This window comes from Richelia sinica FACHB-800 (assembly GCF_014698825.1).
GTDB lineage: Bacteria > Cyanobacteriota > Cyanobacteriia > Cyanobacteriales > Nostocaceae > FACHB-800.
Window position 1 is genome coordinate 36,550 of sequence record NZ_JACJTT010000001.1, and the last position, 16,718, is coordinate 53,267.

Genomic DNA, 16,718 nt, shown 5'->3' on the forward strand with positions numbered 1-16,718 from the left:
ACCAATAGACCTCTCCAGAAAAGATTGTAGAGACGTTCCATGGAACGTCTCTACAAGGGTTTCAAATCACGCACATTTAATACCAATTCTCTAAAAGCCAGCTACAGATAAAGCCATCAAAATATATTGCCTTCGGGCAATAGATGCAATAATGTGTTTGGTTAATTTCCCAATTTCAGCGTAGAGAGCAGTACGTAAATCATCAAGTTTTTTGGGTAGTAACCAACGCAGTCGGCGCTTAAGATATTGCCAAACCTGTTCAATTGGGTTTAATTCGGGAGAATGTGCAGGCTGAAATAATAAAATGATGTTATCTGGTACTTGAAGACGTTTGGCTTGATGAAAGGCACCATTATCCAGTTGAATAATTAGTACCGAATCAGTAAAATGTTGAGAAATATAAAGAGCTACTAATACGTTATTCCGACCCCACACACAACACGAAAACCAAAATAGTTGTCGTAACGGGAATCGCGACCGTAGTAGTTGCGATACGCGGAACGGCAGATCTCAGGATTGCCGAACCAAGAACCGCCCCGCAGCATGGCTTGTCCTGTTTTGTCAATAAGGTTTTTATCACTATTAAACCAAGCACTGCCATCTGTAGGCGCTCCTTCATAATTACTGTGCCAATCGTCAAGACACCATTCCCAGACGTTTCCGTGCATATCGTATAAGCCAAAGTTATTGGCTACTCCAAAACTCCCTACTTCTGTTGTTTCTTGTCTATAAACTCCTTTTGGGCCTTGTCCATAAGAACCTGACCATTGATTATTTTCACCGTCTGTACCATCATAGTTAGCCAAATCCGTTGTAATTGTCTCGCCAAAGTGAAATGGCGTGGTTGTTCCGGCTCGACAGGCATATTCCCATTCAGCTTCACTGGGGAGACGATAATTTCTACCTGTATGTTGAGAAAGGCGTGAGCAAAACTCGACTGCATCGTACCAAGACACTTGCTCAACTGGGCGATTTGCACCTTTAAAATTAGAAGGATTGGGGTTAAGTTCTCGGTTAACTTGCGGCATGGCGGCTACTGCTTGCCATTGTGCTTGAGTGACTGGAAATTTACCCATACAACATAGCTGAATGTTAACTAAATGCTGAGGGCTTTCTGAGTCACGACGTTCTAGCTCATCTTCTGGTGAACCCATCATAAAGCTGCCTCTTGGAATCAAGACCATTTCTAGTTCAATTCCATTACCCAAGTCTTCTACATAGCATTTTGCTGTCTTCTGTATCCGGTTGATAACTATTTTTGGCATTTATTATCACTGGCTTTTGTAATTTTGCAAAAAAAATTTTAAACGCTCCGCTTTGCTCCGCTAAAAAGAGTAGAAAAGAAAAAGTGCAAAGAGTAAAAAGAGCTATTAAGCTTACGCAGGAGAACATGCAACACGAAACCCGAAGCAGTATGCCGTTGAGCCGAGATCCTTGTTGCTGCGATAAGCCGAACGGCAATTTCTAGGATTGGTGTACCAAGAACCACCACGCAGTATACGATTATTATCATCTAGCCATACGCTTCCGTCTGTTGGCGCACTTTTATAATTCTCATGCCAATGGTCTTGACACCATTCCCATACGTTTCCGTGCATATCATACAATCCAAAGTTATTAGCTACTTTAAGAATCCCTACTTCTGTTGTTTCTTGTCTGTAAATTCCTTTGGGTCCTTGACCATAAGAACCTGACCATTGATTTTTTTCATCATCTGTACCACGATAATTAGCTAAATCAGTTGTAATTGTCTCGCCAAAGTGAAATGGTGTCTTTGTTCCGGCTCGACAGGCATATTCCCATTCAGCTTCACTCGGAAGGCGGTAGGGTCTACCTGTATATTGAGAGAGGCGATGGCAAAACTCAACAGCATCATCCCAAGAAACTTGCTCTACAGGGCGATTTTCTCCTTTAAAATTAGATGGGTCGGGATTTAAATCCCGATTCACTTGGGGCAACTGAGCTACAAATTGCCACTGTGCTTGGGTGACTGGATATTTACCCATAAAAAATGGCTGCACTGTTACTGTATGTTGTGGACTTTCACTACTTCGGCGTTCTAATTCCTTTGATGGAGAACCCATGACAAATTCACCACCGGGAATTGCTACCATTTCTAGCCCTATAATTCTTTGTTGTGTTTGTTGTAGTGGTACTGGTAGCGTTAGTGGTAGTTCTTCTAAAGCCTTTTCGATTTGAGAAATTTCTTCGTCAACCTTTGATATCTCTAATGATATATCTTCCTGTATCCTAAACCTTTCAACATGAGAATTTTCATATATAAAATTGCTTACAAAATTATGCTCCAATGTCTTTTTTTCTTTGGATAAGTAAAATAACTGCCGTTGAAGTTTTGCTCTTTGTTGCTGTTTTATTTGTTGTGTTTGTTGTGGTGATAGCCTTTTTAAAGTCTCATCTATTTCAGAAATTCGCTCATTAATTTTTATTAAATTGAAATAAGTCTTTTTTTCATCAATAGTAGTTTGTTGATATGTTAAATTTTGTGATAATTCTTGTGTAACTTTTATTAGTCTATCTTTCTCTTCTAATAAAATTAATTTTTCTTTGAGTTTTTCTGACTCCTCAAAGTCTACTTGGTTGTCATCACCTAACAACTCTACAAAATAAAACCCTCGTTGTTTTTCTCTGTTAACAACTTGTCCACGAGCATCAACAGTCACTGTTACAAAGTCAAAGGGTTGTAACTCTTCTGTAGGCTCATCTTCTTGAGTAATGATTGCTACTTGAAACTTGACAGGTTGTAGGGTAATTCCCATCTGTGTGGCTATTTTGGTAGCCTCATCCTGAATGGGTTGATTATCGAGTGTTTGTTGCGCCCATTCTAATAACAATGGCTGAAAACCTTTTTCTGATAATAGGTCAGCATAACTTTCTACTAATGCTGCCCATTTGATACGCTCTTTACCATCTGCCGAGCTTGTCAACCGTTGCAATTCTTGTTTAATAGCGTTAATTGCTTCTTGTCCATCAGGACTCAGGTACGCCAATGCTGTCCAGTCGGGGCGTTCTCCCAAAACTAAAACCCGGTTATCGTTGTTGGCCTGCAAACGACTGGCAATATACTCAGACATAAAATTAGCCAGTTCTTTGAGTCGCTGTTCCCCAAACTCATCGCATAACTGGCGAAGTAAGGCATCTCTTGTTTTACCTTCCATTTCATACAGGTCATAGCCTGCGGTTTGGCATAATCCTGAGAGCAATACATCTGCCACTGCATACCAGGGAACATCACGAACAAAATTCTCACGTAAACAATAGAGTAAATCTGAAGTGAGGGTCAGGGGAAAAGCAGCATGGTAGGCCAAATACAGCGCATTCGTTCCGTAGCGTCTTTCAAAAACCCGAATGCGGCGAGTTGCTAAATCGTCTCTATTTTTAGGCGACATTAGATTTGGGGATACATCTGCCATGTCTTAATTTTACTCTCCTGGGAATTTTCTCGTGTTGCCCTTTGCAATCTGGCAGGTTCGTAGGGTAACATTTTGCCATTAAGTACAGCATCAATTGTCCAGGCTGAGGTTTGCTCCCAGCGTATAGGTGGTAGAGGATTCAGCCAGATAATTTGGCGAATACATGGGGTTAATGCTGTCAAAAACTGCGATATTCCCTTAATTCGCTCTTGGCTATAGGTGGCTGTTGCGGCTCCAGCATCACTGAAAATTAAGGCAACGGTGCGGTTACGATGTAGTTTTGGTAAAAGGTTAGTCAGAGATTCGGCTTTGGTTGGATGATTCCAGTGATAAAGATATTCGTCGGGATAATTAGTAAACCGATAGATTTTAGCAGGTGTAATTCTAGCTTCTGTTATTGCTTGAATGAAGGGTTGAAGAACAGGAAAAAAAGGTATCATTGCGGAACTATCATCTATCAGTAGTAAAAGTTCTGTCCGTCTAGTTTGTAACGGACGCATAACTACATCACTAAAAATTCCTTCCTGTTCAATTTTATTAATAGTCGCTTCTATATCTAATTCTTTTTCCAATCCACTTTGATTTACTTGTCGTAGCAACCGCCAAGTTACTTGGATATCATGTAATTTAATGGGCAAATCTGTAGGTCGAAAATGAAATTTTTTTCCCTTTTTGGCCTCCTCAAACGGTGTAGAGACTGGGGTAGGCTTTGGTGTAGTTCCAGTTTGAACAGCAGTTGGAACTTTGACTTCGCTTTGTTTCTGCGTTGATGGAATCCTCCTTCTGGGGGGAATTTGAGGCAGATTTGATGGTGGCTTTATCTGAGGCGGAGGCTCATCTTTTGGTAGTTGTGTTTTTGGTGGAACTGATTCATAGGACTGCACAGGCATCTTATCATGATGCTGCTTTATGTAACGTTCAAAGGTACGGTCAAAAATATTGGCATCATAATCAGCAGATGGTTTTACCCACAATAACCGACACACCCTTTTAATATCTTGCCATCCACCTAATCCATACCCCTGAGTAACTGCTTGTCGCAATAACTCATATTGTTCTAGTGTTAGAGCCATTCCCGCTTTTCGCAACTCTTGGAATAAATCTAACAATAGTGAATCGAGGACAACAGATGAAGAATTGTTCATAAAATTTATATTTCTAGCTTTTGCTTTTCTGATACAACTCCAAATCCTGTTTTGTCTTGATAAGTGTTCCCAGTAACGGTAATTGTTTAGATAAATTCTCTAAATCCTTCGATGCTTTATTAACATCTTCTTTATTTAAAAGAGCAGTAAGAAACTCTAGGAATTCACTTGTTCCTGGTGGTCTACTTCCCGGAACCTTTTCTAAGAGTTTGCGGATTTCATAGAATCTTTCTATGGCTTGATCTACCAGTGATTTTTTATCTTTTACTTCTTCGCCAAACCGTTTATTGATAATCTCCCGTAACTGATCCTCTTGGGGAAATTCTACAAAGAAATACAAACATCGGCGGAGAAAAGGTTCTGGTAAAGGTTTCTCTCGATTACTGGTAATAAAAATAATTGGTTTATGCTCAGGAGTAGGAATTTTCTCTCCAGTTTCTGGAATTTCTAATCGCAATTCTTCTAACTCAAGCAATAAATCATTGGCGAAATCACTATCTGCTTTGTCAATTTCATCAATTAATAAAATAGGACGATGAGAGTGTGGCTTTAATGCTTGACCTAATTTTCCAAACTTCCGATAATTTTCCTTTTTCTGTAATCGTGTCTTTAATTCTTCAGTTTCTTTCTCTCCCAAAAAATCTTTTAATTCCCGTGGGTTATTTCCCATTAATTGGGCATCCCGTAATCTAGCAACAGCATCATAGGTGTACAACCCATCACGAGCGCGAGTTGTAGATTTAATATTCCAAATATAATAATCCCACCATTCTTGTTGACCCTGTTCATTTTTCCGGTCTTGTAGATACTTTTGGGTAAACTCATAAGCAACTGCTCCAGCCAAGCGAGTTTTACCACAACCGGGTTCTCCTTCCAATAATAATGGTCGCTCTAGTGCGATCGCTAAATTAACTGCTTCTATTAAATCAGGGCTAGGTAGATAAGGATAATATATTCGCTTTTCTGGGTCTTTAGTTACACTTTGAGGAGGTTGGAATTTTTCTGCTCCTGTGTATTGATACCTTGGTTTTTGTTGTTTGTTCATTTTAATATCTCCATTTGGCTTCAATTTCAGCAAGACCGTTAGTAAAAGTAAATATAGACTCACAAATATTAGTTAATACATTTTCAGGAATGTCACTCCAACAGGGAATAATATTATTTAACAGCTTATCTATATAACTATCATTCAAATTTAGGCATGATAACACTTCATTTTTTTCCAACCAAGTCTGTATATCATCTGATGAAATTTTCTCAACAGAGGAAAGTAAAAAAACATCTTGTGGTTGTGGATTTTTTTGTTGAATTATTCTCCTAACTTTGTTTTCACTTAGTTTAATAAAATTAAATTTGTTTTCTGGAGTGCAGAATTTATTTTTAAAATCTTTCGGTTCTACTACCATCAATAATACCAGCCGTGATTGAATTTTACGATTTTCCAGTGAACGTACTTGCTGAACTAAGTTTTCCCAAAAATCTAAAATTATATTGATTGTTGGTTGGTCTAAAAAGTTTAATTGACGCATGATAATAATTATAGGTTTATTCTGACACAAGTTAGCTAAATCTTCAATTATTGACTCTTGAGTAGGATTTTCAACCGTGGAAATAGTTGTAAATTCCTGCCAAAAATCTTCTAGATTACCTCTTATAGCATAAGATTGAAAATTAATAAAATATGGATTAGTATGAAGAGAATTAGGTATATTATAAATTAATCTTTCGATTAACCAATCTTGAATTTTGACATTTGAAGCCTGGACTAAAAATGCTGATTCTTTTAAATCAATTATTTTTTTGAAGTATTCTTCATTGGGTCTATAGTCTAAATAACGCAATACTTTTAAACCTGTATCTGGAGATATTTTAGTATTATGTTGATTAGGAAATCTTAAATTATCCTTGGCAATCATTTGACAATGCCAAGCTTGAATATTTTCATTATCCGATTTCTTGCCTTGAACAGTTTTTTGGCTATACTTATTTTGCAAATCTGGGGAGAGGGCATTATAGGTTGCTGTATCAATACAAAAACAACCAGTTTCTGCTCCATAAGCTTCTAATCTCTGAGCAATAGCAATAGGGTTTCCGACTAACTCTCCACCTATATCTTGAGTAATTTCTCCAGTTGCAGCACCAATGCGGAATGGCCAAAATTTTTCATTACAAAGTAAATATTGGGCAAATTGATGAGCCTCATCAACTTTATCAAAAATCAGGTAAGCACCATCTCCTTCTTCTCTAAGAATTATTTTTTGTAGTTTATCTGCTTGATATTCCTCATTTACTGTTTGTAATGCTTTATTCCTTAATTCTTTAATTTGACCAGTAAAACCCTTGATTCCATCTATATTAGCATAATTGTATACTGTATCAGTAACTCCTTTAGAACCAACAAAATCAAATCTAACTATTGTTCCAGTTCGCGTCATTTTCAATAATATAAATAAACAATTTACTGATTACTTATAAATTTCGATAAATAATCAAACTAACCAAAATTGATAATGGAATTACTAATATAGAAGCAATTAAAGTATATATTGCATAAGTAAAAATCTGAAATTTCAAAAAAGCAATTTCCGAGTTAACAGTAATTTGCCCAGAAATATCTTCATATTCTTTTTTATAAGGTGTATTTAATTGACTATCAAAATAGTGTTTATTCAAAGCATCGAGTAGTTCGATGGAATTATATTTCTGTAAATGTCCAAAGAACCAAAAATTATCTGAATCCTTCTTTATATAAGCTGGGTTCTTAGGGGGGCGATTTCGCAGCCACACAACACGCTCTAGATTTGTTTTAGGCAGAAAAGAAAGCGCACAGATTAAAGAACAAATACAAAGGAGAATAGTTGTTAATAACAAACCAATTTTTAATGAATTAGGTATATTCTGCGCTGTGGCTAAAATAGTTATGGTCGCAGTAATAGCAGCACCAGAAAAAGCCAGCAGGATACCATTTTTAGCTTCTGCAAACTTCAGCCACTCATTGACATTCTGGAAAATTGCTACGAGCTTAGAAGAAATTTCATCCATAGAAACATAGATTACATAACTCTACGAGATACTACCAACTGTATGATTAAGTGTTGCTACTTTTAAACAATTCTTAACGAAGTATTGTTATATACAAAAACTATTTATTGCACTACTACACAGTGCTATAGCTAATTCCCTGTGTCCAGCGCTACAGAGAAGTAATAGCAGCCCTCACCGTAGGTATTAGATATCTTCGATCAATGTGGGTAGTGAAACCCTGGTAGGGACATTTCAAAGGTAGGAATTCTCCGCTGTAAAATCTTTGTCGGAAATGTCGATAGAATTGGTTAAAAACAGTATTGAAAGGTGCAGGATTAATGCAAAGCCTTTAGATGGTATTCCATCCCCACCTTTTAAAAATAGTGCAATTGAATATATCTGATGCTCGTAATTCCCTGGTATTACTTGGATACTTTGCGATTGGAGCAAGGGGGGAAATTTTTCTTAAGAGAAAAAGGAAAGGATACAATATTACTTATGATAATGCTGATTATGTCATGTTCGGCAAATCACCCATAATATGTAATTGTAAGCCAAATAAACCTATGTTTCACTATTTAGTTGCTGATAAATTTATTTATGCACAGCTTTTAATAATAACAACACCCTCAAAAAATAATGATTAGCCATCCTACCAAAAAGACCCAAAAATATCGACGAATAAACTTGAGATTAGTCTTAATCTTTCCCTTCGTTCTGCAAATTGTTGGTGCAGTGGGATTGGTGGGTTATCTTTCTTACCGCAGTGGTCAGAAAGCAGTAGAGAATATGGCTAATTCTTTGATGGTAGAAGTAGGCGATCGCATCAATCAAAATCTTGTTAATTATTTGCATAATCCAACGGAAGTTGTTAAAACTAATGCGGCAATTCTGAAACTGGGAATTATCAACTGGCGTGATTTACCAACCTTAGAAAAATATTTTTGGCAACAGTCAAAAATTGTGCATGAAATTAACTCAGTAGCAATAGCCAATGAACAAAAAGAGATTTTAATTATTCAAACCCAGGATGATGGTTCTCGTGTAGTGCGTTTGAGAGATAAATCTACTAACTATAATTGGGATAATTATTTAGCTGATAGTCAAGGTAAACGCATCAAATTAATTAGGCGTTTAACCACTTATGACCCCCATAAAGACCCTCCTAACAACCCTTGGTATGAAGCAACAAAAAAGTCTGGTGGCCCACTCTGGCGACTGAGTGTGGCAATAGTCAAAGAAAATAACCCTGTTCTAGTTGCTGTTTATTTTGAGCCTTTCTACGCTCCTAATCAGACATTTCAAGGAGTGCTTGGTTCTTCTGTTTCTCTATCTAAACTCGGAAGTTATCTGAAAAATTTGAAAATCGGCAAAACTGGACAAGCATTTGTCATTGAAAAAAACGGATTACTGATTGGCACTTCTACCGGCGAAATACCTTTTCGTCAAGGTGTAATTGATCCAGCAAATCCTCACAATTGGGCAAAAAATGTAGACCCGAATCAGCGCCGACTCAATGCTCTTGATAGTAGTAATTTTATCACTAAAGAAACTACCAAGTATTTAAAAAATAAATTTGCTGATTTTCATATTTTTCAGCAACGAAAACAAATGAAGTTGACCTTAAATAATCAATCTTACTTTGTTAAGGTTTTACCATTACATAATCAAGATAAGTTAGATTGGCTGACAATTATCGTTATTCCTGAATCTGACTTTATGGCAGAAATTCAGGCAAATATGAACTTGACAATTTTATTGTGCGGAATCACCCTCGTAGTCGCTACATTAATTGGGATTCTGACAGCAAAATGGATTACTGAGCCAATTCAAAGATTAAATATAGCTAGTCAAGCATTAGCGCAAGGTAATTGGCAAAAATATCTACAAGAAGATAGGGAAAAACTCAGTCAACTCTTACCCGTAAAAGTGATTTCTGAATTAGCTACCTTTGTTGATTCATTTCAAGGTATGGCTGGGCAATTACAATCCTCTTTTGCTACTTTAGAAAACCGAGTTAAGGAAAGAACAGCAGAATTAATAGTTGCCAAAGAAAAAGCAGAGGTTGCAAATCAAGCTAAAAGTACATTTATTGCTAATATGAGCCATGAGTTACGCTCTCCACTGAATGCCATTCTTGGCTTTTCTCAATTGATGTTACGCTCAAAAAACCTGTATTTTGACCATTACGAAAATGTCAGCGTTATTTATCGTAGTGGTGAATATTTACTCACCCTCATTAATAATATTCTTGATTTATCCAAAATTGAAGCCGGAAGAATTACTATTAATTTGAAAAATTGTGATTTATATAGGTTGTTGGATGAGTTGGAAGATATGTTGCATCTGCGGGCAACAAATGCGGGCTTAAAGCTAATCTTTCAATATCATGAAAATATTCCGCGCTATATCTATACAGATGAAGTAAAACTACGGCAGGTATTAATCAATTTACTCAGCAACGCTATCAAGTTTACATCGGTTGGTGAAATTAATCTAAATGTGTTTTTGCAAAACCAAGAAACAACAGATGTTTTTTACCTTTATTTTCAAGTTTGTGATACTGGAGTAGGTATTTCGGCTGTAGAAATACCAAAAATATTTGATGTTTTTACTCAAGCACAAGCGGGTAAAGATTGCCAGGAAGGGACAGGTTTGGGTTTAGCGATTAGCCGCAAATTTGTGCAATTGATGGGTGGAGACATTATGGTGGAAAGTGAGTTAGGAAAAGGTACTACTGTTACATTTTCTATTCAAGCTAAATTAGGAGAACAATCTAAAAATCAAGTTGCACAAGAATATCAATCTGTTTTAGGACTAGTACCAGGACAACCAACCTATAAAATTTTAGTAGTAGATGATAAATCGATTAATTGTCAATTACTAATTAAGCTTTTAGTTCCTTTGGGTTTTGAAGTCCAAGCAGCTAGTAATGGTCAGGAAGCTATAGCTATTTGGGAAGTATGGGAACCGCACCTGATTTTTATGGATATGAGAATGCCTGTGATGGATGGTTATGAAGCTACTAAATATATTAAAGCCCAAATCAAAGGCAGCACTACAGCAGTGATAGCTTTAACTGCAAGTGTTTTAGAAGAGGAAAAAGCCCTTATCTGTTCATCTGGTTGTGATGATTTTCTCCGTAAACCATTTACAATGTATATGATATTTGAAACCCTGTCTAAGCATTTAGGTGTTAAATATATTTATGAAGAAATTAAAGTTAATGTCAATGACCATGATTTAGAGAAATCACTAAAATCAGAAGATTTAAAAATAATGAATCATGAATGGATTGTCAAATTATATGAAATTTCCTTAGAAGCTAATGTGAAGCTAATTAGAGAATTATTAAAAGAAATACCAGATACAGAAACCCATTTAATTCAATCTTTAAATAAACTTGTCCATCAGTCTCAATTTGAAAAAATTGCTGATTTTGTAGAACCGCTTGTATTAAAAAAAAATAAGTGACCATGAATTATCATATCCATCCTAATAGTAAAGGCACTATTTTATTAGTAGATGACCTACCAGAAAACTTAGAGCTACTCAGTAATTTATTACTAGACCTTGGTTATGAAGTGCGTCGAGTAACTAGTGGCAAAATGGCACTAAAAACCGTAAAAATTAAACCACCAGATGTAATTCTTTTAGATATTAAGATGCCAGAAATGGATGGTTATCAAGTTTGTCAAGCATTCAAAGCAGATTTAGAGTTGCGAGATATTCCTGTCATATTTGTTAGTGCTTTAGATGAAGCTTTTGACAAGGTGAAAGCTTTTCAAGTGGGGGGAGTAGATTATATTACCAAACCTTTCCAAATAGAAGAAGTAGTGGCTAGGTTAGAAAACCAATTAACAATTCAGAAGCATAAACTTTTTTTATTAAATGAAATTGCTAAACGCCGAGAAACTGAAGAGATGCTCTATCAGTCCAGGTCAATCCTTTCTAGTATTTTAAATAGTTCTCTAGATGGGATTGCTGCGATGCAAACTATTCGCAATCTCATCACTGGTAAAATTGAAGATTTTCGCTGTTTAGTAGTCAATCCTATGCTTTCTAAGGCTTTAGGAAAAAGCCGTGAAGAATTACTCAAAAAATCATCAGTTAAAGAATTATTGAATTATTTAGATCCCACCCTATTTAATAAGTTTGTGGAAGTGGTAGAAACAGGAAATTGTCTCACCGATGATTTGTACTATCCTCTCGAAGAGTCTTCTTGGTTTCATTATGTGGCAGTAAAAGTAGGAGATGGATTGGCAGTTACAGTCCGTGATATTACAACTCGCAAACAGGCAGAAATTAAGCTGCAAGAATCAGAAACTAAATTTTTAACTATTTTTAATAATAATCCTGATCCAGTTTGGATTGCTACTTTGATAGAAGGCAGATGTTTAAATGTGAATGAAAGTTTCTGTCAATTTTTAGGAGTGACATCGGATGAAGTCGTCAATAAAACCTGCGTAGAATTGGAACTTTGGGATAATATTGAAGATTTATACTACTTTAGAAAAACCTTAACTCAAGTAGGAATAATCCAAAATTTTGAAGTTGTCATCCGCACAAAATCAAGGGTAGCTAAGAATGTTTTGCTTTCTGCGAAACGAGAAAAATTGAATGAACAAGATTGTGTGATTGGTGTACTTAAAGATATCACAGAGCGAAAATTGGCAGAAATAGCTTTAGAACAAGCGAAGGAAGCCGCAGAAGCAGCAACTAAAGCAAAAAGTGAATTTTTAGCCAATATGAGCCATGAAATTCGGACTCCTATGAATGGCATGTTGGGGATGGCAGAGTTACTTGCCAATAGCAATCTCACAGATATACAACAAGATTTTGTCCAAACTATTCGAGATAGCGGTACTGCACTTTTAACTATCATCAATGATATTCTTGATTTCTCGAAAATTGAGTCGGGTGTGGTGGAGTTAGATCAAAATGTTTTTAGTTTAGAAGATGTTTTACAATCTGTTTACAATCTGCTACATCAACAGGCATTAGATAAAAATATTCATTTGCAATATACTAGTCAACCAGATATTCCTAAATTTTTTATTGGTGATAGCACTCGATTTCGGCAAATTATTCTTAATCTTGTGGGAAATGCCATTAAATTTACAGAACAGGGAACTGTGAATATTTCTGTAGTTAGTAATGGAAGGCAGGAGAATGATAAATTACAATTATTATTTTCAATTCAAGATACGGGGATTGGCATTAAGAGCGATCGCATTCTGAAACTGTTTCAACCCTTCATCCAAGCTGACCCGTCTATTAGTCGTAAATATGGCGGTACTGGTCTAGGTTTAACTATCTGCAAGAGTTTAGTGGAGTTGATGGGAGGCGCTATTTGGGTAGAGAGTGGGGGTCATGTTGGCGGTGATCCTCCCCGGAATTGGACACCTGATTTCACTCAACAGGGAACCACGTTCTATTTCCATATTGTATTATCCTTAGTTACCGAGACAGAAAAAACTACACAGCTTTCTGCCACCCAGCTAGAAATTGAGCAAGCGATCGCTCAAACAGGCCCCTTAAAAATTCTATTAGTAGAAGATAATATAGTTAATCAAAAAGTAGCTCGTCAAATCCTCACCAAGCTGGGTTATCAAATCGACCTTGCTAACAATGGCATAGAAGCTGTAACAGCAGTCCAAAACAAATCCTATGATGTTGTTTTGATGGATGTGCAAATGCCAGAGATGGATGGTTTGACGGCAGCGCAACTGATTCGCCAAATGCCAATTAATCAACCTCGTATCGTGGCCATGACAGCCAGTGCGTTAGCAAGCGATCGCTTTGCTTGTTTAGAGGCAGGAATGGATGACTATATTAGTAAGCCGATTACAATTCAACAAATTGTCCAGACTCTTTTAGCATGTACTTCCACAGCCGTTTCCTAGGGTGAAAATAAACTTTTCCCACCTGGGGATGAAAATTATCCTATTTGCTTGAGGAGTGCTATCCACATATCAGCAGGGTCGGAGTAGTAATCAATTTCTTCAATTTGATAGCGGTGTGATTGATTGTCTTTTTTTAAAATAATTTGGTCACCAGCTTTAATATCTTTACCCCAGGCAGTCATGCAGGCTTTTTGTTCTTGCTGTAGCCAATCAAATACGTAATCAATACCCCAAATCAAATGACTATAGTCATGAACTTTTTGTTGTTTTTTTACTTCCTGGACTGGTGAAGAACTAGACCCAAAGAAGTTGAGAATGTTCCAGTTAAATTTTCTACCTGTTTTGATTAAATACATAAGTCAAGTCTCCTCAAACAATCATTTTTAACTGAGATTATGGGTTTTCTGAAACTGGATAAATAAGGGGAAAGATGAATTGATGAGTTACGACTTTTTCGGTTAATAAAGTCAGCACCCGCGAAAAATGATCAGATCAATATCAGGTAGAAACACGGAATATGCTATTTGTATTCAAGTGTTTCTCTCAGTTCCAGGCATAGCTTAATTACTAGTGGCTGAGTTGACAAAATTTGTTTACTAACTCCAGTTGATGGGGTAACTTTAATTTCTTATTTTAAATCAGTAATTCAAGAAGGTTGTTAAATTTTGGATGAATTTCTTGTTAATTCTTTTTATCGAGATCATTTATGTGGGGACTAAGTAAGTAAGCAAATATTCTCAGGGAAAAATGAATTTTGCCAGTATTGGTACTTAGGCGAAAGTCATTATTACTGTAATATTTTCTGTGGATAAATACTGACGATGCAGGTAAGGGGAGGGATAAACCAAGGCATCTCCGAACAAGATTTTAGAGGCGTTAAATGTAACGTCTCTACAAGGGTTATACCGTTTCTTTGTGTGGCTGCATATATTGACCCTCAGTTTCGCTTGGCAAGGGAGGGGGTGTTATTCTGTGCATCTTCAGAAAAAATTGGTATGACAGGAAACGCATATTTAATTCACCAGATGTCTATTAACTACTACTAGCGATGAAATGCTATATCTATCTGCTGAAGCAGAAACTCCAGAGAAGAGGAGTTGTCTAACACCACGTCAGCTAGGGCGACTTTTTCTGCTAAGGGGAACTGGCTGTTAATTCTGGCAGCGGCTTGTTCTGGGGTTAAATGATTACGCTGGATTAATCTCTGCTGTTGTTGTTGTGGAGAACAGGAGACTACCCAAATTTCTGTGGATAGGTGTTGTAACCCAGCTTCAAATAATAAAGGGATGACTAATACTAAGGTTGGGGCGGTAGATTCCATCATAGCTTGACGGAAGCGATCGCCTACATAGGGATGGATAACACTCTCTAACCATTGACGTTCATGGGTTTGGTTAAAGATAATCTCTCCCAATTTTGGACGATTGAGGTTGCCATCTGCAAGTAAAATACCTTCACCATACCTGTGGACAATCTTGGTCAAAATTGGTGAATCTAAAGCCACCGCATCTCTAGCATAGATATCTGCATCTAAAATTGGTACGTGATACTTACTGGCTAAATAGTCAGCTACTGTAGTTTTACCAGTAGCAATACCACCAGTTAAGCCAATTAAGCGTTTGTGTTTTCCCCTATTCATATCCAGAAGTTGCCCATTTAATTAAAGCTTGGGTTAAGCCTTCGAGGGTGTATTCTTGTGCTTCCACATCGACGCGACCGAATAGGGTTTGACAAGTTTTTGAGGTTTGGGGGCCAATGGAGGCAATACAAACGTCTTGCAGGTAAGTTGCTGGTGGTTGAGGAAGGAGATTGGTTGCTAGTTGACAGAAAAATTGCACTGTCTTGGAACTAGCGAAGGTAATTACATCTATGTTGCGGTTGAGTAGGGCAAATTCTGCTGCGGGGGGAATACTTTGGGGACAGCAGGATTCATAAGCGGGAACTTCTAAAACTTCTGCACCTTTAGCGGTTAGTTCTTTAACTAAGACTTCTCGTCCACCGCTTTCTACTCTAGGAAATAAAATCTTTTTACCTGGGAGTTGTTCAGGGAAGTTTTCTACTAGGGAGTCAGCAACGAAGTTAGGGGGGATAAAGTCGGGGTGGATATTTTGGGTTTTTAAACTTTGGGCAGTTTTTTCTCCCACTACAGCAATTTTTACACCAGCTAAGTCATGGAAATTGTGGCCTGCGGTGCGGAGTCTGGAGAAAAAGTAGTCTACACCATTGGTAGAGGTGAGAATTAACCAGTCAAAACTACTTAAATTTGCGATCGCTTGATCTAATGGTTCCCAACTACTAGGGGGGCCAATTTCCAAAGCAGGCATTTCAATCACTTTAGCACCTGCGGCGGTGAGGCGATCGCTAAATTGATTAGACTGACCAAGGGAACGAGTGACCAAAATGGTTTTACCTGCAAGGGGAAGATGGCTGGACATAGATAACTGAGTGGGAATAATAGCTTTAGTTTAGGCTTTCAGTTTTATTCTCGCAGGTCAAGTAGGGTTGTAGGCCTACAACTTCACCAATCACAATGACGACTGGGGAAAGGGAGATGCCCGCAGTTAGTTCCAGAATGTTACCTAGTTCCCCTTGCCAAATTGCTTGACGGGGAGTTCCTGCCCACTGGATGATGGCAATAGGTGTGGAAAGCGATCGCTGATATCGTCGCAGTTGATGGATAATTTCTGGTAAATTCTGACCCCCCATCAAAATCACCAAGGTCTCTAACCGTGACAGTGCTTCCCAGTCTAAAACCTCTGGTTCATGGGCTGTCAATACGGCAAAACACCGACTGAGGACGGTATCTGTTAAAGGTATTCCTGCGAGTAATGGTGCTGCTAAGGCTGAGGAAATACCCGGAACCACCTCAAAATCACAGCCAGCGGCTTTTAAAGCCTCAATTTCTGCCACGCACCGTCCAAAAATAAATGGATCACCAGATTTTAAGCGAACGACTTGTTTTCCTCCCTGGCAATATTTCACTAATAATTGATTAATTTCTGTTTGGGGTGTACTGGGTTTACCACCACGTTTACCGACATCGATTTTTAAACAATCTGGGGGGACACAATCTAATAATTGTTGATCCACCAGGGCATCATAAATTAGGACTTGGGATTTGGCTAAAAGACGGTAAGCTTTCACCGTCAAATATTCCACATCTCCAGGCCCTGCACCTACCAGGTAAACTTTGCCCCTGTTTGCCATCATGG

General features: G+C 37.5%; 11 protein-coding genes and 1 pseudogene. 2 read left to right on the top strand and 10 right to left on the bottom strand.

Translation table 11 applies throughout. The features are described 5' to 3' along the window. Positions 1-90 precede the first annotated feature (90 nt). The 7 genes from H6G73_RS24670 to H6G73_RS00190 form a co-directional block, all read right to left on the bottom strand. Entirely contained in the window at positions 91-435 is a 345-nt protein-coding gene (locus H6G73_RS24670; RefSeq protein ID WP_244997473.1) for a transposase, read from the bottom strand. Beyond that, the gene (locus H6G73_RS00165) at positions 411-1,265 is read right to left on the bottom strand and encodes a formylglycine-generating enzyme family protein (protein ID WP_190600920.1); all 855 of its coding nucleotides are present in this window, start codon (positions 1,263-1,265) and stop codon (positions 411-413) included. Before H6G73_RS00165 ends, H6G73_RS24670 begins: the two co-directional genes overlap by 25 nt. A 111-nt stretch (positions 1,266-1,376) precedes the next feature. Next, positions 1,377-3,407: a formylglycine-generating enzyme family protein gene (locus H6G73_RS24300; protein ID WP_242034077.1), complete on the bottom strand. Its 2,031-nt coding sequence runs from the start codon at positions 3,405-3,407 to the stop codon at positions 1,377-1,379. Further along, positions 3,407-4,576: a hypothetical protein gene (locus H6G73_RS00175; protein ID WP_190600921.1), complete on the bottom strand. Its 1,170-nt coding sequence runs from the start codon at positions 4,574-4,576 to the stop codon at positions 3,407-3,409. Before H6G73_RS00175 ends, H6G73_RS24300 begins: the two co-directional genes overlap by 1 nt. Positions 4,577-4,589: 13 nt before the next feature. Further along, a complete protein-coding gene (locus H6G73_RS00180; RefSeq protein ID WP_190600922.1) occupies positions 4,590-5,621 on the bottom strand; it encodes an AAA family ATPase in 1,032 nt (343 codons plus the stop codon). Position 5,622: 1 nt separating this feature from the next. Continuing rightward, positions 5,623-7,011 (bottom strand): hypothetical protein, encoded by a 1,389-nt coding sequence (locus tag H6G73_RS00185; protein ID WP_190600923.1) that lies wholly within the window; start codon positions 7,009-7,011, stop codon positions 5,623-5,625. Positions 7,012-7,045: 34 nt separating this feature from the next. Continuing rightward, positions 7,046-7,618: a hypothetical protein gene (locus H6G73_RS00190; protein ID WP_190600924.1), complete on the bottom strand. Its 573-nt coding sequence runs from the start codon at positions 7,616-7,618 to the stop codon at positions 7,046-7,048. A 621-nt stretch (positions 7,619-8,239) separates the two neighbouring features. On the opposite strand from H6G73_RS00190, the gene H6G73_RS00195 reads away from it, so the two are divergent. Together H6G73_RS00195 and H6G73_RS00200 are read left to right on the top strand one after the other, a co-directional pair. Next, positions 8,240-11,074, top strand: coding sequence for a hybrid sensor histidine kinase/response regulator (locus tag H6G73_RS00195; RefSeq protein ID WP_190600925.1), 2,835 nt, complete (start codon positions 8,240-8,242; stop codon positions 11,072-11,074). A gap of 2 nt (positions 11,075-11,076) precedes the next feature. Further along, positions 11,077-13,506, top strand: a complete 2,430-nt coding sequence (locus tag H6G73_RS00200; RefSeq protein ID WP_190600926.1) for a response regulator — start codon at positions 11,077-11,079, stop codon at positions 13,504-13,506. A 35-nt stretch (positions 13,507-13,541) separates the two neighbouring features. Here the strand turns inward: H6G73_RS00200 and H6G73_RS00205 are convergent, their stop codons facing one another. From H6G73_RS00205 to cobA, 3 genes and pseudogenes are all read right to left on the bottom strand, one after another. Next, positions 13,542-13,862 carry a hypothetical protein gene (locus H6G73_RS00205; RefSeq protein WP_190600927.1) on the bottom strand — a complete coding sequence of 107 codons (321 nt, stop codon included), beginning with the start codon at positions 13,860-13,862 and terminating at the stop codon, positions 13,542-13,544. A gap of 686 nt (positions 13,863-14,548) precedes the next feature. After that, positions 14,549-15,145, bottom strand: a complete 597-nt coding sequence (gene coaE / locus H6G73_RS00210; RefSeq protein ID WP_190600928.1) for a dephospho-CoA kinase — start codon at positions 15,143-15,145, stop codon at positions 14,549-14,551. Then, positions 15,138-16,716 (bottom strand): annotated as a pseudogene (gene cobA / locus H6G73_RS25050) (uroporphyrinogen-III C-methyltransferase). The gene coaE and the pseudogene cobA overlap by 8 nt, the downstream one beginning before the upstream one ends. Between the last annotated feature and the right edge of the window lie 2 nt (positions 16,717-16,718).